The 19,434-nt window shown below is 35.3% G+C and carries 14 protein-coding genes; 12 read left to right on the plus strand and 2 right to left on the minus strand.

Annotated features, from left to right (window positions below):
- Positions 1–26 precede the first annotated feature (26 nt).
- The 3 genes from C240_RS08880 (at position 27) to C240_RS08890 (ending at position 3,234) form a co-directional block, all read left to right on the plus strand.
- Complete coding sequence (locus C240_RS08880; RefSeq protein WP_271494447.1) at positions 27–1,496, plus strand: glycoside hydrolase family 1 protein; 1,470 nt, start codon at positions 27–29, stop codon at positions 1,494–1,496.
- A gap of 486 nt (positions 1,497–1,982) precedes the next feature.
- A complete protein-coding gene (locus C240_RS08885; RefSeq protein ID WP_271494448.1) occupies positions 1,983–2,570 on the plus strand; it encodes an ATP-dependent Clp protease proteolytic subunit in 588 nt (195 codons plus the stop codon).
- Between the two features lie 229 nt (positions 2,571–2,799).
- On the plus strand, positions 2,800–3,234 hold the full coding sequence (locus tag C240_RS08890; RefSeq protein ID WP_271494449.1) for a hypothetical protein: 435 nt from the start codon (positions 2,800–2,802) through the stop codon (positions 3,232–3,234).
- 400 nt (positions 3,235–3,634) lie between these two features.
- On the opposite strand, the gene C240_RS08895 is transcribed toward C240_RS08890, so the two are convergent.
- Positions 3,635–3,796: a hypothetical protein gene (locus tag C240_RS08895; protein ID WP_271494450.1), complete on the minus strand. Its 162-nt coding sequence runs from the start codon at positions 3,794–3,796 to the stop codon at positions 3,635–3,637.
- A gap of 32 nt (positions 3,797–3,828) precedes the next feature.
- On the minus strand, positions 3,829–4,185 hold the full coding sequence (locus C240_RS08900; protein WP_271494451.1) for a hypothetical protein: 357 nt from the start codon (positions 4,183–4,185) through the stop codon (positions 3,829–3,831).
- A 704-nt stretch (positions 4,186–4,889) separates the two neighbouring features.
- Here C240_RS08900 and C240_RS08905 point away from each other — a divergent pair.
- The 9 genes from C240_RS08905 (at position 4,890) to C240_RS08945 (ending at position 19,427) form a co-directional block, all read left to right on the plus strand.
- Positions 4,890–6,170: an O-acetylhomoserine aminocarboxypropyltransferase/cysteine synthase family protein gene (locus C240_RS08905; RefSeq protein ID WP_271494452.1), complete on the plus strand. Its 1,281-nt coding sequence runs from the start codon at positions 4,890–4,892 to the stop codon at positions 6,168–6,170.
- 505 nt (positions 6,171–6,675) lie between these two features.
- The gene (locus C240_RS08910; RefSeq protein WP_271494453.1) at positions 6,676–8,202 is read left to right on the plus strand and encodes a 2-isopropylmalate synthase; all 1,527 of its coding nucleotides are present in this window, start codon (positions 6,676–6,678) and stop codon (positions 8,200–8,202) included.
- Positions 8,199–9,245, plus strand: a complete 1,047-nt coding sequence (gene leuB / locus C240_RS08915) for a 3-isopropylmalate dehydrogenase (RefSeq protein WP_271494454.1) — start codon at positions 8,199–8,201, stop codon at positions 9,243–9,245. The genes C240_RS08910 and leuB overlap by 4 nt, the downstream gene beginning before the upstream one ends.
- A gap of 1 nt (position 9,246) precedes the next feature.
- Entirely contained in the window at positions 9,247–10,623 is a 1,377-nt protein-coding gene (leuC, locus tag C240_RS08920) for a 3-isopropylmalate dehydratase large subunit (RefSeq protein ID WP_271494455.1), read from the plus strand.
- On the plus strand, positions 10,623–11,210 hold the full coding sequence (leuD, locus tag C240_RS08925) for a 3-isopropylmalate dehydratase small subunit (RefSeq protein WP_271494456.1): 588 nt from the start codon (positions 10,623–10,625) through the stop codon (positions 11,208–11,210). The genes leuC and leuD overlap by 1 nt, the downstream gene beginning before the upstream one ends.
- An 81-nt stretch (positions 11,211–11,291) precedes the next feature.
- A complete protein-coding gene (locus C240_RS08930) occupies positions 11,292–12,044 on the plus strand; it encodes a class I SAM-dependent methyltransferase (protein WP_271494457.1) in 753 nt (250 codons plus the stop codon).
- Positions 12,045–12,758: 714 nt separating this feature from the next.
- Positions 12,759–13,880, plus strand: a complete 1,122-nt coding sequence (locus tag C240_RS08935; RefSeq protein WP_271494458.1) for a tyrosine-type recombinase/integrase — start codon at positions 12,759–12,761, stop codon at positions 13,878–13,880.
- A 630-nt stretch (positions 13,881–14,510) separates the two neighbouring features.
- Positions 14,511–15,227, plus strand: a complete 717-nt coding sequence (locus C240_RS08940) for a winged helix-turn-helix domain-containing protein (RefSeq protein ID WP_271494459.1) — start codon at positions 14,511–14,513, stop codon at positions 15,225–15,227.
- A gap of 63 nt (positions 15,228–15,290) precedes the next feature.
- A complete protein-coding gene (locus C240_RS08945; protein ID WP_271494460.1) occupies positions 15,291–19,427 on the plus strand; it encodes a pectate lyase-like adhesive domain-containing protein in 4,137 nt (1,378 codons plus the stop codon).
- Positions 19,428–19,434: the final 7 nt, after the last annotated feature.

Here is a 19,434-nt window from a genome sequence, read left to right on the forward strand (position 1 = left end):
ATAAATAAAATTTAGGAGGAACAAACATGGATACAAAACAAACTGGATTTCCAAAAGGATTTTTATGGGGCGGTGCAACGGCAGCCAATCAAATAGAAGGCGCCTATCTAGAAGACGGTAAAGGACTTTCAACCTCTGATTTAGTTGCTTATAAAGATCCATATGCTAAAGGTACAGTTGATAATTTTACGTTTAATGTTAATTCAAGTGAGTTAGAGGAATATCTTGTTCATCCAGACAAATATCTTTTTCCAAAACGTTGGGGGATTGACTTTTATCACCGTTATCAAGAAGATATTGCGTTGTTTGCAGAAATGGGTTTTAAAGTTTTTCGTTTGTCGATTTCATGGGCAAGAATTTTTCCAACTGGTTTGGAGACAGAACCGAATGAAGCTGGGCTGGCATTTTATGATAAAGTCTTTGACGAATGTTTAAAATATGGTATAGAACCTTTAGTAACTATGTCTCATTATGAGATGCCTATAACTTTGACTCAAAAATATAATGGCTGGCTAAGTCGTGAATTAATTCCATTGTTCGAAAAATTTGCAACAGTTATCTTGGAGCGCTATAAAAATAAAGTGAAGTACTGGATTACCTTTAATGAAATGAATATGACATTGAATAGTTTATATACAGGATCTGGTATTTTAGAGGATCTAGCTGAAAATAAACTAGAAGCAGCATATCAAGCGAGTCATCATCAATTTTTAGCGAGCGCATTGGCAGTAAAAGCAGCACACAAAATCATCCCAGATGCAAAAATCGGTTGTATGATTAACCAAATTGAAGCGTATGCAAAAACAACTAAACCAGAAGATCAATTACAAGCAGTTAAATCAAATCAGTTAAATATGTTTTTCCCTGATATTCAAGCAAGAGGCACTTATCCAAGCTATATGGCAAGATATTTTTCTGAAAACGATATTGAGATTAGAATGGAAGCTGGCGATGAACGAATTCTAAAAGAAGGCACAGTTGACTTTGTGGCGATCAGCTATTATATGTCACATGTAACTGAAGCTCGTGAAGATGCTTCTGAATTAGCCGTTACGTTTGATAGCCCGATTAAGAATGAGTATCTGGAATTGTCGCAATGGGATTGGCCGATTGATCCAATTGGCTTACGAATTTCTCTTATGAAGCTTTATGATCGATACGAACTACCATTATTTGTCTGTGAAAATGGTTTAGGGGCAAAGGATGTTATTGCAGCTGATGGAAAAATTCATGATGACTATCGTATTGACTACATCAAAAAGCATATTGAACAAATGCAAGAAGCCATCGAAGATGGTGTAGATCTAATGGGGTATACAACATGGGGCTGTATTGATCTCATCAGTTGTGGAACTTCACAAATGTCAAAACGCTATGGTTTTATCTATGTAGATCAAGATGATCGAGGCGATGGAACGTTGAAACGTACACCAAAAGATTCATTTTATTGGTATAAAAAAGTCATTGAAACTAATGGAGAAAAGTTGGAAGGATAGCTGAAAAAGAAAGTCACGAATGAAGTGGCTTTCTTTTTTCTTGATAAAAGTGTTAATGAAATTTTTAAGGTCAAAACAAGTCAAAAAAGTGGACAAATTTTCTGAATAAGGTATTATTAGTATAGAGAATTAGCTTAGCAGGCTAGCTTTTCAGAAACTAGTTACTGTAAAGGTCAGTATTCTTATTTTTTGTTGAGAGTACTTGATATCTGTTCAGCTTTAAAAATTATCTAGCTTCATGAGCTAATGTCTCGGGAAAAAGATAAAAATTGCGTGCAGCAGAAAACACTGCATTTAATTTTTCCTATTTTCCAGTCGGCATTATGCAAGCTCATTTAGCTTTAAAAATTATCTAGCTTAACAAGCTAGTCTTTCAGAAAAAAGATAAAAAATAATTATGGCAAAAAACACCACCTTTATTTTTCCTATTTTTCGATCAAGACTAGACGAGCCTGTTTAGCTTTTAAAATTAGGAGGTCATTGGACATGAATTATTTAGATGAAAATGAAGAAAAAGAAGAACAGCAACAGCCGAATGTTTTTATGAAAAAACTATTTGAAGAACGTACAATTTTAATTTATGGTGAAATCAATCAAGATTTGGCGAGAGAGGTAACATCTCAGTTACTTTTATTATCTGCAATGGGTGACGAGCCAATTAAAATCTTTATTAATAGTCAAGGTGGTCATGTGGAAGCTGGCGATACAATCCATGATATGATCAAATTTGTAAAACCTGAAGTAATCGTTGTTGGAACTGGTTGGGTAGCAAGTGCTGGTATTACAATTTACTTAGCTGCAGAGGCTAAAAACCGCTACAGCTTACCAAATACACGTTACATGATCCATCAACCTGCTGGTGGTGTTCAAGGTCAAAGTACAGAAATCCAAATTGAAGCAAAAGAAATCATTCGTATGCGTGAACGTGTAAATCGTTTGATTGCTGCAGCCACAGGACAAACATATGAAAAAATTGCGAAAGATACTGATCGTAATTTCTGGATGTCAGCAGAAGAAGCAAAAGACTATGGTATGGTTTCTAAAATCATCCAAACAAGTGATGAAATTTTATAAAAATTAAACTTGAACTAAGAGTGAGGATCAGATAGAAGAAATTACTTCTGTTCTTACTGTTTATTAGAGTATAGTGTGTGGGGCAAAACGGCTCTTTCCGTTTTGCCCCACACATCTTCTTTTTTTAGGCTAATAATGTGATTAAATCGGCATTTTGCAGATTCTTCTTGTCATAGACCCGTATAAAAGTGTAAAATTAATTGATTACCAAAAGAAAGTAGGAAATAGTATGAAACCAAATTTAGGTTATTATGTTCAAAACATCAATGATATTGTTAAAGAAACAGAAGAAGTCGGAGAAAAAATGAACGACTATTATGAAGAAGTTCGTAAAGCAATTGACGAAAATAAAACAGCTGATCTAACATCAGAACGAATTGCTGAGATTCAACATATTTTCCAAGATGGAACAAAAGAATATACAATGATGTTGGAAAAAGTTACTCAATTACGTCCGCCTGCACGAGTAGTAGGGATTCATAAAAAATTCGAACGTTCATATATTGAATATTTAGCAGGATGTAACGAAATGATCTTGTCTTTAGATCCGGAAAAAGGAATAGATGTTGATTTATTCAATAAATCAGAAGAAAAACAAGATAAGGCAACAGATGATATTTCGTTCTCGATTACAAGAATGAGTAATCTTTTGCTCAAAAAATAAAAAAATAACCAGAAAAATGACCAAAAAAAGGAAGACTTCATTTTATTTTAATTTTTTTATTAGTAGACAAATAAAAAAATCTGTTGTATTATTAATCCATACCAACAACAACCTTTTTATTTTTCATTTTACTCTTATTGAGTAATACTCCTTTTCCATCGGCTATCCTAGCCGGTGGTTTTTTATTTATTCAAGTTCTTTCTTTTTACTTATGAAAAATAAATGTTATTTTATATAAAATTGTGAATTTTATGACGTATAAAAAGGACATTGTTAATTAAAAAGAAAGATTAAACTGAGCACATAATAGCACAGCTTAATCTTTCTCAAAGACTTAATTTAGTATGAAAGAGCAGTAGTTGGCTCTTAAACATGTTCTTTCTACCGGATATAGGACTAACTAGTTTTCTACATTACGAACATAATCATCAAAATACTGAACTAGATCAGATTTAATTTTTTGATACTCTTCTTCTGTGTATTCACGTTCTTCGATTTTTCCATTAAAGAATGGAATTTCCAACTCTTCGCGCAGGCGATCTAACACTTGGCTTTGATCCATTTGAACACCTTCTTTACCTATTATCTACTCTATTATAAAACATTAAAATCATTCGTCAACTGCTCAAAAGAATCTTTCATGGCAGTTAGCTTGTTGTAAAGTAGAATGTTGTTATCATCTTCAAGGAAGAAAGTTTGTTTTAACTCAAAATAAAAATCTTCAAAAGCTTTAAAAAAAGGCAAGACATTCGAAGTAGTTAACTCTTCATTGCTGTAGTAAAAAATGCGGACACTGTGGTAGTAAGTGAATACCTCATTGATATTCAAAATCATCCGATTGTCCTCAGTACGTGGGCGGCTAGTTACTAAATCATACAAAGATAAACTTTTAGTATGAATTTCAGATAGATAAGATAAGAGTATTTCAACTTTTTCATTTGTTTCTGACATTAAATCAACCTCCAATTTTCCCTATTATAATAAAAAATCAACAGAAAGAGAAATAGGATACTCAAACGGAAAATTAAATGTTTATATAATGAAAAAATAATAAAAAAATGTTGACAAATAGATGAGTGTAATCTAATATATATTTTAATATAAAAACTCATTGAAAAGAAGAGTACACAAGCAGACATTGAAATTCAACTGTTTAATATAATGAATAGTTGGAACTAGAGAGCTTTCATTTGGTGAAAGAAAGTAATGATCACTTGTCGAAAATGATCTTGGAGAGGAAAAATCATTTTGGTTTTTACGGCAGCTACCGTTAAAAAAGCACCAAATCATGAATCTATTCATCGTTTGGGATGAGATGGAATTTTTCCAATAAAGGTGGTACCGCGATTGTCGCCCTTTACTAGCAAATGCTGGTAAAGGGCTTTTTGCTGCGAATCACTACACTTCGTTACGATCGCATCAATTTCTAAGAGCTAAAGCTCTAAGAATTGAAGGACTACGATTGGCTTTACCAGAGCAGATGATGGGCAATGTTTGGCAACCAAAGGATTAGCAACAAACTAAATCTTCAAACCAAAATCTTCCCAATGAGAATAAAAAACAGAAAGAGGTGGTCATTATGCAAGAAGGTGATATGTACACGACCAAAGTTCCAAAAATAAATCAAATAACGAATAGAAAAGGAATGAAGCATAATGACAAACTCTAACTATCATTTTGAAACGATCCAAATTCACGGAGGTCATACTCCAGATAAAGACACTAATTCTAGAGCAGTTCCAATTTATCAAACAACTTCTTATACATTTGATGACACACAAGATGCAGCTGAAAAATTTTCTTTAGCCAAATCCGGAAATATCTATACTCGAATTACGAATCCTACCACAGCTGTTTTAGAAGAACGATTGAATGAACTAGAAGGAGGTATAGGAGCTGTTGCAGTTGCTTCTGGTTCAGCGGCGATTACTTATGCTATTCAAAATATTGCTAGTGCTGGCGATCATATCGTATCAGCTTCAACGCTATATGGAGGAACCTTTAATTTATTTGCCCATACCTTACCTGAGTTTGGGATTACGACGACATTTGTTGATCCTGAAAAATTAACTAATTTTGAAGAGGCAATTAAAGAAAATACAAAAGCCATTTTTATTGAAACAATTGGTAATCCACTTACCAACGTGGCAGATATTGAAGCAATTGCAGAGATAGCTCATAAACATGAGATACCTTTGATTGTGGACAATACTTTTGCAACTGCCTACTTAAACCGTCCTTTTGATTTTGGAGCAGATATTGTTGTATATTCAGCAACAAAATTTATTGGCGGGCATGGTGTGGCTTTAGGTGGCGTTGTGATTGATTCAGGCAAATTTAATTGGGCAAACGGTAAGTTTTCTAAACTTGTTAATCCAGATCCGAGCTATCATGGACTTTCTTATACAAATGATGTAGGTGCTGCGGCATATATCACTCGCTTGCGTGTGTCATTATTGAGAGATACGGGAGCTGCGATTTCTCCATTTAATAGTTTTCTGTTAATTTTAGGTTTGGAAACACTGTCACTTCGTTTAGAACGTCATGTAGAAAATGCAGTGAAAGTAGCAGAGTTTTTAGAAAAGCATCCCAAAGTTGCTTGGGTTAATTATCCTGGTCTGTTGAATAATCAATATCATTCGTTAGCAGAAAAATATTTACCTAAAGGAGCTGGTTCGATTTTTACATTTGGTGTTAAAGGCGGTTCAGAAGCAGGGAAAAATTTAATTAACCATGTCGAATTGTTCTCATTACTTGCTAACGTCGGCGATGCTAAATCACTGATTATCCACCCAGCGTCAACGACACATTCACAGCTAAGCGAAGCCGAATTAAAAGCATCTGGCACTTCGCCAGAATTAATTCGAGTATCGATTGGTCTTGAAAATAGTGAAGATATTCTTGCTGATTTAGAACAAGCATTATCTAAGATTTAATAGGTAATTCAGAGAATAAACACAAGAACCAGTTGTGTTTATTCTTTTTATTTTGTGTAAACTATTTTTGTTTCTTAAAATTTTTCTCATAAAACTATTGACTTTACGTCAAAATTTCTGTATCTTTATTGTTATAGTTTGAATTATTCAAAAATTCTGACAATAAGGATGTTGATAACGATGAATAAACATACGACAACTACATTTTTATTATTAATTAAGGACTCATCACACTGATATATAGAAACTAGCTGTAAAGCAGCTTTTCTTATCAGAAGTTGAGAGTCCTGTTTTCGCATTGCATGAACGGGATGACAAGCATCCCATATCGTGGGATGCTTTTTTGTTGCAAGACACAGCGATTGTCACCAGAGCTGAATGTCTTGCAATACTTGGCGAACGCAGTGAGCGAAGTTCAAAAAAGTAAACACATTTATTACCATTACAACAAATATCAAACAACAAAAAATGAAGAAAATGTTTAACCAGAAAGGACGTATGAAAAATGAAAACAATCCAATTCTTTGATACGACTCTAAGAGATGGGGAACAAACACCTGGCGTTAATTTCAATACAAAAGAAAAAGTTCAAATTGCTAAACAACTTGAAAAATGGGGAATAGATACAATCGAAGCGGGCTTTCCGATTGCATCAGTTGGTGATTTTGAAGCAGTTCAAGCAATTGCTGAAAATGTTGAAAAAATGACGGTAGCTGGTTTGGCACGTTGCCAAAAAGCCGATATTGACAGAGCCTACGAAGCGCTAAAAAATGCGAAACATCCGCAAATTCATGTGTTTTTGGCAACTAGCCCAGTTCATATGGAATACAAATTAAAAATGACACCAGATCAAGTAATTGCTTCTATTAAAGAACATGTTAGTTATGCGAGAACCCAATTTGAAAAAGTCCAATTTTCACCAGAAGATGCAAGTAGGACGGAAAAACAATTTCTTCTAAAAGCAGTTCAAACGGCAATCGATGCCGGTGCAACGATCATTAATATTCCTGATACAGTTGGCTATTCTAATCCAACCGAGTATGGTGCGCTATTTAAATTTTTGCTTGAACATATCCAAAGCGATCAGGAAATAATTTTTTCTTCACATTGTCACGATGACCTAGGAATGGCGACAGCTAATGCTTTAGCAGCAATTGAAAATGGGGCTAAACGTGTAGAAGGAACGGTTAATGGTATCGGTGAACGCGCTGGAAACACTGCTTTAGAAGAAGTAGCACTGGCATTATATATCAGAAAAGATTTTTACCAAGCGCAAAGTAATATTGTTTTAAACGAAACCAAAAGAACAAGCGATCTGGTCAGTCGTTTATCAGGTGTGGCTGTTCCAAGAAATAAAGCTATTATTGGAGCGAACGCTTATGCTCATGAATCTGGTATTCACCAAGACGGAGTTTTAAAAAATCCTGATACGTATGAAATTATCACGCCATCATTGGTTGGTGTAAACGAAAATTCGCTACCATTAGGTAAACTTTCAGGCCGGCATGCTTTTGCAGCGAAAATGGATAGCTTAGGTTACCAGCTAACAGAGGACGAATTAAAGGATGCATTTAAACGCTTCAAATCATTGGCAGATAAGAAAAAACAAGTTACTGAAGACGATTTAATTGCGTTGATGGTAGGACAAACTCAAGAATGTAATGAAATTTATCGCTTAGAGCGGATGCAGCTACAATACGTTTCTGATGGGAATCAAGGTGCGGTTGTGTCAATTAATACTGGTGAAACAGAAACGAAAACCGAATCTGCCATTGGTTCTGGAAGTATTCAAGCGATTTACAATTCTATCGACAAAATTTTAGAGCAAAAACCAACCTTAAAAGAATATTATATTAAAGCAATTACAGGTGGTGAGGATGCACAAGCAGAAGTCCATGTTACTTTAGCCAATAGTGAAACAAATCAACAGTTCAATGGCATTGGAATTGATTTTGATGTTCTTGAAGCTTCGGCTAAAGCTTATGTTAAAGCAAGTGAACAATTTCAAAAAGAAGTGAGGAACGTCAAATGAGCAAACGAATTGTAGCTTTACCGGGAGACGGAATTGGAACTGAGATTATGGATAGTGCATTAGCGATTTTAGAAGAGATCATGATTCAGGATGAATTGGATTTTGATATTGAGAAATTTGCTTTTGGTGGCGCAGGTATTGATGAAAAAAGTGATCCTCTGCCGCAGGAAACCTTAGAAGCGTGTGAAAAAGCAGATGCTATCCTTTTAGGCGCGATTGGGGGACCAAAATGGGATAATGCACCTAAAAGACCGGAGCAAGGTTTACTAGGTTTACGAAAAGCATTAGGTCTGTTTGCTAATATACGTCCAATTTCAGTACCAGCTGCAGTGGTTCATTTATCACCGTTGAAAGAAGAAAATGTTCGTGGTGTTGATTTTGTCGTTGTTCGTGAGCTAACAGGCGGGATTTATTTTGGAGAAAAAACGTTAGGTGAAACAGAAGCCTCAGATCTTTGCACCTATTCAAAAGCTGAGGTTGAGCGGATTATTCGTAAAGCATTTGAAATTGCTCAAACTAGAAATAAAAAAGTAACTTCAGTTGATAAAGCAAATGTGTTAGCGACAAGTAAATTATGGCGTCAAACAGCGGATGCAGTAGCAAAAGAATTTCCGGACTGTGAATTAGAGCATCAACTAGTCGATTCTGCAGCCATGGTTATGATTACCAAACCAAAATCATTTGATGTTATTGTTACTGAAAATCTATTCGGTGATATTTTAAGTGACGAAGCCTCTGTGATTCCTGGTTCATTAGGAATGATGCCAAGTGCTAGTCACAGCGAGTCAGGTCCATCGTTATATGAACCCATTCATGGCTCTGCACCAGATATTGCGAATCAAAATATAGCGAATCCAATGTCGATGATTTTGTCTACAGCGATGATGTTGCGACAATCATTTGCTTTGGATCATTCAGCTAAAAAAATTGAAAACGCCTGTGATCGCGTGATGAATCAAGGAATTTTAACAACTGATTTAGGCGGAAGTGCAACAACAACAGATTTTACCGAAGCAGTGATTAAAGAATTGAGAGGTGCTTAATATGGGAAAAACGCTATTTGATAAACTTTGGGAACAACATGTAGTTACAGGTGAAACTGGTGAGCCTCAATTGCTATATGTGAATCTTCATCTAATTCATGAAGTAACTTCACCACAAGCTTTTGAAGGCTTAAGAGAAGCTGGGAGAAAAGTTCGCCGACCTGATCGAACATTTGGCACGATGGATCATAATGTACCGACGAAAGATATTTTTAATATCACTGATTTGGTTGCCAAAAAACAAATTGAAGCACTTCAAAAAAACTGCAAAGAATTTGGTGTAACACTTTGCGATAATGGCAGTGACCGTCAAGGAATTGTGCATATGGTTGGACCGGAAACAGGTTTAACGCAACCAGGGAAAATTATTGTTTGCGGGGATTCTCATACAGCAACACATGGTGCTTTTGGTGCACTAGCTTTTGGTATTGGAACAAGTGAAGTGGAACATGTTTTTGCAACACAATGTATTTGGCAGAATAAGCCTAAATCAATGGGCGTAAAAATTACTGGTAAACTAGCAAAAGGTGTTTATGCAAAAGATATAATTTTAGCGTTGATTGCAAAATATGGTGTTGATTTTGGTGTCGGACATGCGGTTGAATTTTACGGTGAAACTATTGAAAGTCTAACTATGGAAGAACGAATGACCATCTGCAATATGGCGATCGAAGGTGGAGCAAAAATGGGCATGATGGCACCAGACGAAAAAACATTTGAGTACATTCGTGGTAGAGAATATGCGCCAAAAGATCTGGATGCAGCAATCGAAGATTGGAGAAAATTGCCAAGTGATCCTGATGCAGCATATGATGTAGATCTTGAATTAAATGCCGATGAATTGGTGCCGTTTATTACTTGGGGAACCAATCCGGAAATGGGCATTCCAATTACAGGAACATTCCCTGAAATTAAAGATATGAATGATGAACGCGCATATAACTATATGGATCTTAAACCGGGGCAGCGACCGTCTGATATCGAAATCGGTTATGTTTTTATTGGTTCATGCACCAATGGCCGTTTGTCTGATTTGGAAGAAGCAGCCCGTATTGTGAAGGGGAAAAAGGTTAAAGAAGGGATCACTGCTATCGTTGTACCAGGATCAAGACCAGTGCGTAAAGCAGCAGAAAAAATCGGTTTGGATAAAATTTTCGCCGACGCAGGATTTGAGTGGCGGGAACCGGGATGTTCGATGTGTCTGGGGATGAATCCAGATCAAGTTCCAGCAGGTGTTCATTGTGCTTCAACATCAAATCGAAACTTTGAAGGTCGTCAGGGGAAAGGAGCCAGAACGCATCTTTGCAGTCCGGCGATGGCGGCAACCGCTGCAATTGAAGGAACATTTGTAGATATTAGAGAGGAGCTTGGGGCATAATGGAGGCATTTACACAACACACAGGAACTACAGTACCATTGATGAACGATAATATTGATACAGATCAAATTATTCCAAAATCGTTTCTAAAGCGAATTGAAAAAACAGGTTTTGGTGAGTTTTTATTTGATGAGTGGCGTTATTTGCCAGATCGTTCACCAAATCCAGATTTTACCTTGAATGAACCGCAATACAAAGATGCAACAATTTTGATTTCTGGTGATAATTTTGGTTCAGGTTCCTCTCGGGAACATGCAGCTTGGGCGCTGGATGACTATGGCTTTCGAGCAATCATTGCAGGAAGTTTTAGTGATATTTTTTATATGAATGCGACGAAAAATGGGCTATTACCAATTGTACTTGAAAAGGAAGAACTGACAGCTTTAGCGAGTCTAGGAGCACAAGAAACAATTACGATTGATTTACCAAATCAACTAGTTGTTACGCCTTATGCCTCATACAACTTTGAAATTGATGGAACATGGAAGCATAAGCTTGTAAATGGTTTGGACGATATTGCTATTAGCTTAACTCACGCTGATGAAATTACAGCTTATGAAGAGAAAATTCCAGCATACTGGCAGTAAACGTTTTGTTAAGGAGATAGCTTTACCGAAAAAATTAATTGGTGAAGCTTTCGATCGAGTACAAATCGTAGAAAAGAGTGAATGAATATGGAATGGGATGCGCAAAAATACAAAACAAGTCATGATTTTATTTATAAATATGGTGCTGGATTACTAGATTTACTGCCAAAAGAACCAAAAAAAGTTTTAGATATCGGTGCTGGAACAGGTGATTTAACGAATCAAATTGCTCAATTAGGTCATGAAGTTACAGGGATCGACCAATCAATAAATATGATTGCACAAGCAAAAAAATCTTATCCAAAATTAAATTTTTTAAAAGAAGACATCTTAGCTCCTTCAATTCAGCTGAAGACATATGACATTGCTTTTTCAAATGCTGTGTTTCACTGGATACCAGATCAAGATTGTTTATTAAAAAATATCAACAAACTGCTGAAAGCGAAGGGAAGATTAATCTGTGAATTTGGTGCGGTAGGAAATGTTGGCTTGATTAGATCGGCTTTTGGGCAGGAATTAGCTAAATTAGGAATCCCTTTTAATGAACCTTTTTGTTTTACACCTGTGGCTGAATATAGGGAATTGCTTGAAAATAATCAATTTGAAGTGGTTGAAATTTTAGAATATGATCGACCGACTCCTCTTAAAGATGGTGATGTTGGTTTAAGAAATTGGATGGAGCAATTTTATTCTAAAGAATTAAATGAATTAACAACGGCTCAAAAAGCAATTGTCCTTGAAAATCTAGAAGAGGAATTACAGCCGCTTTTATGGAAAACAGATCACTGGGAAGCAGATTATCGAAGAATGAAGATACATGCGGTAAAAAAATAGTTATAAAAACTAAATGAAAATATTTTTTATACTATAATAAAAACAACTACTGATAAGTAAGCGAGTGTGGCAATAATTAGAGAGAAATCTGATTATTGCCACACTCGCTTTTTTGCTGTCTAATCTTTAGGAAGTAATTTACTTTCAGATATTCCTAGATGATTTGACTAGTCACTCACAAAATATTGGTAAATAGAAATATCTCTGTAAAGATAGCAAATGAACAGAATAAGCAACAAATCACAAATTTAAATACTAATATCTAGTTAGTGTGAAAACGTTAATTGAAATTTTTTGAAATTAATATGATAATTAGATATAATATTTAATTTTTCACTGCAAAATAAAGATAAGAACATTAGATTCATTTAATCAATGTCCTTATCCTTATTTGTTTTTTTATGTACAGTCTTTATTTATTATTTTTTTATAAAAAAATATCTTGAAAGAATTAAGTTCAAGATATTTATATTCTCTATATGAGAAATCAAAAAGTCAGAATTGATTACTTATATAAGTATATTCTATTATTTTTAATTAGTCTAGCACAATTTTATCATTTTATTCTCAATTTTTTATTTAAAAACAAAAATAAATGATAATTTAAAATTGTTTTTCACGCTTATTTCATTATAAAAAATAGATATTAGTGTGGATGATTCATTATTAGCCGTCAAAAACCGTCAAATTTACATTATTTAGGAGGAACAAATTATGTCAAAAAGAGGCGAAAATATTTACAAAAGAAAGGATGGTCGTTGGGAAGGCCGTTATAGAAAAGGAAGAAACAAAGAGGGCAGAATTATTTATGGATATGTTTATGGAAAACAGTATAATGAAGCAAAAGAAAAATTATCAAAAAAAAATGCAGACTACACTATATATGGAGAACCAGTGAGACGAGAAGAAATTACGATGGATGAATGGTTAAACTATTGGCTGAACATTTTAATGAAAAATAGAATTAAACGCTCTACTTATTCTAACTATAGAGGAAGAATTGAGAGGCATATTTCTCCATTTTTTAAAGATAAAAGATTATCTGATGTAGAAACGGCTGATATCGATAAATTCATCTATTCGTTGCACCTGTCTAAAATGTCTTCTAATAGTATTCGTAGTATTATCAGTATGTTAAGGAGTGCTTTAAAAAAAGCTGTAACTGATAATAGAATTGCTAAAAATCCATGTTCAGGTGTACTTTTGCCTACTTTAACTAAAACAGAAGTAAAAAGCTTAGACAGAAAACAACAAAAGAAATTAGAACAAATTGCGTTATATAAAAAGGATTGCTCAGCAGAAATTATCGCCTTGTATACAGGGATGCGAATCGGAGAGATTAGTGGCTTAAAATGGGAAGATATTGATTTTAATAATAATAAAATTTTTGTAAAACGAACAATTTCAAGAATTCCTTCAGTTACAGCAGAAAATAAAACAGAAATTATTATCGGTAAACCAAAATCTATCAATGGAGAGCGAGTAATACCAATATCAAAAAATTTAAAACGATATTTAATTGAAAAAAAACAAAAAAGTACGAGTATGTTTGTGATTTCTTGTAAAAATAATTTCACAGAACCGCGGATTATTAATTATCGTTTCAAAAAACTTATAGAAGAATCTGATATCGGACCTGTACATTTTCATGCTCTGCGCCATACCTTCGCTACTAGGTGTGTTGAATCAGGAATTGATATTGCTACAGTCAGCAAAATATTAGGGCATGCTTCTACTAAAATGACTCTGGACATCTATACAGATTCTTTATGGGAAACTAGACAGTCTGCAATAATGATGATTGATAGTCAGTTAGAATATGATAAGAATAATTAAATAACCAAAGTAAGTGGACGAGATAAAAGCGTTTAGCTCCGAGAACCGGGTAGGTACTGTGCAACATCAACTCGGTTCTCGTTGTGTTTTACAGCAATAAGAAGGGATTCACGAAAATTGCCAAGAATCACCATGAGCTTGCGAATGGATGATAATTGGTACCTACTCGGTGCTCTTCAAATTTTTGAACCAAGTAGGTACTATTCTACATCCGTTCGTACCTCACTGTGTTTCATAGCAATTTCAGCTTATTTCCGAAGCCTTCAATTCTTAGAGCTTTAGCTCTTAGAAATTGATGCGATCGGAGCGAAGTGAAGGAGCTGCTTTTTTCTCGCCGTTTATTCGGATCTAGTAAGTGAAACAAAACTGATCTTTAGTTTTGCTCCACTTACTATTTTTTAGCCGTCATTTGAGTCGTCAATTTTTTTCGCGAAAGCCGTTTATAACCAGTCTTTGCGAGAGAATATCTTGAACTTAATTCTTTCAAGATATTTAACTATGTTCCTTTTTACTATTAGCATGACAATCAAAAGCTTAAGATCAAAACATCATCTACTAGTATTTTACTTTTGAATGCACATCACGAAAAGTTTTTAGTTCGGGACATAAATTTAATAGGAGGTATCTGTGATGTACACTATCGGTATTTTTCGAGATTTGACTCAACCATCTTTTGAGTATCCTAATGAATTGGCACGGATGGGATACGAAATTATGACGCTGCAAGAGGCTGATTTAGGATCTGATTTGGCTAATGTAGATGCAATTATTATTGAAGAATCAACGGTAACTGAGCTATCTAGTATTTGTAAAAACATTTTGGAATTAAGAATGGTATTAAACAAATTAATCTGGGTGATATTAATTGATGAAGAAGAAGCCAAAACAAAAAAGAAAATTTACCTACAATTGGGTGCAGACGGTGTATCTGTTTATGAAGAAGAATTTGTTTTACAATTTTCTAACATTTTAAAACGGATTGAAAGCAATGAAGTTGATAAAAGTGGGGAATCCAAATTAACTACAGCTCCATTATTAGAGTTGCTTCCTGATAATCTTAGTGTTTTAAGAAAAGGTAAAGATGAAATTAGTCTAACAAAATTAGAATTTAAAGCCCTAGAACTACTTCTTAATGAACATGATAAAGCATTGACCTATGAAGAAATCTATCAAAATATCTGGGAAAATGAACGTGTTGAGAAAAAAGAGTATCGAGTAAGTAATATTATTTTTCATTTAAGAGGAAAAATTGAAGAAGATCCTACGACACCGCAATTTATTAAAACTGTTCGAACAAAAGGTTATAAGCTAGTGCTGAATGACCGAGTAAGAAATGTTGGAATGTAGAAAGCTTAAAGGAGGTGAAGAAACTAAGGACACTGTATTAAAACTAATAGGGTAGGAGGGAAAATGAATGAAATGATTAAAAAAAGAAAATTTCAATTAGTTGGAATGAGCATAGCCATTCTTTCAATTCTTATTTTAGCTATGTTTTTACAATTACATTCTTCCACAAATAAAATTTTTGCCAAGTCACCCGCTTCAATAACCACTGTTGAAGCTGACATTTATGCAAATGAATTATTTCATGTAGCTATTTCTGATACAAGGGATGAAAGTGAACTTAAAAAATCTGATGAGAATAATCCATCAAATGATTCAAAAGAATCTAAAAAAGATTGGCAAGTTGTTTTACCTGAAGGAATACTATTTGATGAAACGGAAGAACGAGCAATGCTTTTAGCCGAGGACCCAGAAGCTGAGTTGCCTGTATTTAATTGGAATGAAGAAAAACGAATTCTAAATATTACGGTTAACAGCGATCAAACTTCACTAAAGCTAACATTGCTAGCAGAAAAAAGTGGTACTTATTCACTGTCGTTAACAGATGAAGCTGAAAGTTTCTCTAAACAAGAATTAAAGCTTGTTGTAAAAGATTCAAAAGGGACTACTACAGATAGCCAAGGGCAAACAACCGCTGATTTAGTTCAACCGAGAACGCTAAGTACTCGTGCTGCTGGAACAGCTGAGGTAACGAATTGGCAAAGTTTTGTTGAAGCGATAGCGGATAACACAGTCAATACTATTTCATTACAAAATGATATTTCGTTGTCTGGGACGCTCAATAACTATAATGGTTTGTTCAGTACTGCTTCAGTGGATATGGCAAGTGCCCAAAATGTTTACTTGTATATTAACAAAAATGCTACTGCTCGTTCATTAACGATTGACGGAAATGGTCATGACTTTAATTTTGGAAACTTGGCAATAGGCTTCCTCAATCAAAGTAGTTATGTGACAGGAAATTCAGGGACTATTTTTGGCTATTGGGATTTAAAATTTCAAAACATTAATATGATTTCGTCGAACTATTCTGGACCATTTTATATTTCGTCGTATACGGCAAGTGAAAGTGCAACGAATGGATTAACAAGCACGATTAGAAGTAATGCTAATATTTCTTACGATCTTGCTTCAGCTACTAATACGAGAAACGTGACAGACTTTTTAGGTTATACGATTGGGCTTAATGATCCATGGGTAACAAATGTGGAATTGTTAAGTGATATCTATACAAATGCACCAACCTATTCTTCTAGTTATTTTATTTACAGTCCGTATTTACGTTATTCACAAAATGTAACCTCGGCAACATCGATCGGTATTGCTTCTGGTGGAGAGTCTCACATGTATTTCCAACTACAAGGGAATGCAAGGACGGTTAAGGTTAACGGAAACAATTACACACTAGATTTCGGTTCCCTATGTTTCACTTTTCAAGCGTACAATAACTACGGATCAAAAGCGTGGGATATCCAGTTTAGTAATATGACGGTCTATCACGGTAACTATTGGGGCGCAATGATTTTCAATAATGGTTCCTATGGCGGAAAGATGACCATGGATAATTATACTGGCTACGGAACTCAATTCTTAGAGTCGCAACAAACAGATTTGACACTGAAAAACAACGTACATTTGGAGCAACAACGTACTTGGACATCAGTAAGAAAAGACGGAACAACAATTCGTACATGGAATGTTAATAACTACCAACAAGGAAGTTTAGCAATTTCAACAGCAAAAGTAGAAGATAATGCAGATGTTTATATTTCTTCACTTGGTTCTAACGTACTGTATATTCCATCCGGAAGTTTTGCAATCGGGAAAAATGTAAACCTAAAATTAGAGCGCGGCAATCAAACAACTACAGCTGAGTACTACAATACAAACTTGAATATTTCAGGTGGTGTATTATCCGTAGGGGAAGGCTCAACTGTTGATATTGTAAACCATCATGCAACTTATGGCGGTGCTGTCTATCTAGGTTCAGCATCATCACAGCTGATTATAGGAAAAGATGCCACGGTGAACATTGATACAGATGCTTATTCAGGAACTGGGAATGCGAATATTAACTACAATCCTATTTATATGAATGGTGGTTCCATTGATGTTTCCGGGAATTTAAATATTAAAGGGACGAACATGGGCGCAAGTACAACGGATTTATTTTATGTTGCAAACAACTCAACGTTTATTGTGCAGCCAAATGCTTCTTTTGATATTCAAAGTGATAGCACGTCAATTTCGCAATACTTATTACGAATGGGTGGGGCAGCGTCAACATTTAAATTCTCAGATGCTAAACGTGTAAATCTTCAAAAAAGTAAAGCTTTAACAAGTGGTACAACTACTAATAATGGGTTGATTTGGTCTCAAGGAAATTTAGATGTATCAGTCCAAAATGTTTTCCAATGGTCATTGAATAATGTGGCTGGCGGAGCAGATGGAGATAGTGGTTATACGTATGACTACGTTCCTATGAGTAATATGCGATTAGCATATGGTAGTGGATTTAACCCGACGATTACAGCATCTAATGCAATGACAAATGAAACCTTAACTAGATTTAACGCGAATTTTACAACTAGAGGGCAACAACGAGTGCTATTTACCCGAGTACCGGATCCAAATATTGCGATTCATAGCATTGCAACAGATAATCGTGGTAACAATAGCTCGACCACAGTGTCAGGCTATGCGATTCCAAATGCCTATGTTCGTATTTGGGATGTACCTGTAAATAACTCTATTGCAGCAGCTTTTGATCCATCAACGGATAGCGTGAAATCACCTGTAGAAGATACGTCTACACCAGCTGAATATCGTGCGAATTTTACAACAAAAGCAGATGCGGCAGGAAACTGGTCAGTAACTGTACCGGCAGGTCATTATTTTACCGCTGGAAGTGTCATTCATGCTTATGGATTTGCGAATCTGAAAGCAGAAGAAGTTACTCAGACAGTCTTAGATAAAACACCACCGACGGCTTCACCAGTGACGTATTACATGACCAAAGGTGATGCATTACCTGCACCAAAAGATATGGTGAAAGATGTTAGTGATACGAGTCCAATCAATACTGGTTTTGACTATGCTTATACCGATCCGGCAGCCGCAGCAACAGCAGCGAATACGCCAGGAACACACACGGTGCAAATTAATGTATCAGACCAAGCAGTTGATGCAGATGGAAATCCAGCACCAAATACCAGAGTCGTTGATTCAACCTTTGTTGTTTATGACCAAGCTTCGAGTATTTCGGGATCTGATTTTGAAGCCTCTTATGTAGATATTCGTAATCTGTCAGAAACCGAATTGAAGGATTATATTGTACAACACAGTAATCCGGAAGCTTTTAAAATAGCGAACGGAACTAAAACGGATCTTACTCAATTTGTGACGGTAACGGACTTTGGCGGTTTAAATAATCTCGCTGGGCTGGAACCAAAAGCTTACACTGTAACATTAGCGGTAAAAGCAGCTGATTCAGGCTTACCTACAGATATTACAACGACAATTCAAGTAACAGTGGTTGATGTTGATGCTGTATTAACAGTCGAATTTTTAAATGAAGCCAACCAAGTTTTATCTGGTTATACAGTTAAAATAAATACGCAAGTTGGGGACACGGTTAACTTAACACAAGAAGAAAGTGTCACCACACAACTTACGAATTTAACTAATGCTGGTTATGACATTGCTGAACGACCAGCTAATGAAACAGCAGTAACTATCAATAATACGGCACTAACAGTCCAATACAAATTGCAAGGCGTATTGAGTTTGACCTCAGTTCCAAGTGCTTTAGATTTTGGTTCATTGACGTATAACGCAACAACTAAACGAGTGGAAGACCCAGAATTTGATGAACAATTAGTTGTTACAGATACTCGGGCAGACGCTACGAATGGTTGGCGCTTAACAGCTACATTATCCACACCGATGAGAAATGGCAGCGGTCAAGAATTAGTCAATGCTTTGCGCTATGTTACAGGCGGTAATGAAACGATTTTAAACAATAATGCGCAAGTCGTTTATACCAATAGTAATGGTACAGCAGGCAGCTATGATGTTAGCGATAGCTGGGGGAAAACGGCAAATACTGATGGCATAAAATTACAAATTGATTCTTCAGATACTGTTTATACAGGAGATTATGTCGGTGTAATTACTTGGAAAGTCATGGCCGGCCAACCATAAAGGAGAG

Source organism: Enterococcus sp. 5H, from assembly GCF_028128615.1.
Taxonomy (GTDB): domain Bacteria; phylum Bacillota; class Bacilli; order Lactobacillales; family Enterococcaceae; genus Enterococcus_L.

Excerpts from the sequence above, each read along its gene's own strand:
- C240_RS08880 (WP_271494447.1), top strand. The coding sequence starts at position 27 with ATGGATACAAAACAAACTGGATTTCCAAAAGGATTTTTATGGGGCGGT.
- C240_RS08885 (WP_271494448.1), top strand. The coding sequence starts at position 1,983 with ATGAATTATTTAGATGAAAATGAAGAAAAAGAAGAACAGCAACAGCCG.
- C240_RS08890 (WP_271494449.1), top strand. The coding sequence starts at position 2,800 with ATGAAACCAAATTTAGGTTATTATGTTCAAAACATCAATGATATTGTT.
- C240_RS08895 (WP_271494450.1), bottom strand. The coding sequence starts at position 3,796 with ATGGATCAAAGCCAAGTGTTAGATCGCCTGCGCGAAGAGTTGGAAATT.
- C240_RS08900 (WP_271494451.1), bottom strand. The coding sequence starts at position 4,185 with ATGTCAGAAACAAATGAAAAAGTTGAAATACTCTTATCTTATCTATCT.
- C240_RS08905 (WP_271494452.1), top strand. The coding sequence starts at position 4,890 with ATGACAAACTCTAACTATCATTTTGAAACGATCCAAATTCACGGAGGT.
- C240_RS08910 (WP_271494453.1), top strand. The coding sequence starts at position 6,676 with ATGAAAACAATCCAATTCTTTGATACGACTCTAAGAGATGGGGAACAA.
- leuB (WP_271494454.1), top strand. The coding sequence starts at position 8,199 with ATGAGCAAACGAATTGTAGCTTTACCGGGAGACGGAATTGGAACTGAG.
- leuC (WP_271494455.1), top strand. The coding sequence starts at position 9,247 with ATGGGAAAAACGCTATTTGATAAACTTTGGGAACAACATGTAGTTACA.
- leuD (WP_271494456.1), top strand. The coding sequence starts at position 10,623 with ATGGAGGCATTTACACAACACACAGGAACTACAGTACCATTGATGAAC.
- C240_RS08930 (WP_271494457.1), top strand. The coding sequence starts at position 11,292 with ATGAATATGGAATGGGATGCGCAAAAATACAAAACAAGTCATGATTTT.
- C240_RS08935 (WP_271494458.1), top strand. The coding sequence starts at position 12,759 with ATGTCAAAAAGAGGCGAAAATATTTACAAAAGAAAGGATGGTCGTTGG.
- C240_RS08940 (WP_271494459.1), top strand. The coding sequence starts at position 14,511 with ATGTACACTATCGGTATTTTTCGAGATTTGACTCAACCATCTTTTGAG.
- C240_RS08945 (WP_271494460.1), top strand. The coding sequence starts at position 15,291 with ATGAATGAAATGATTAAAAAAAGAAAATTTCAATTAGTTGGAATGAGC.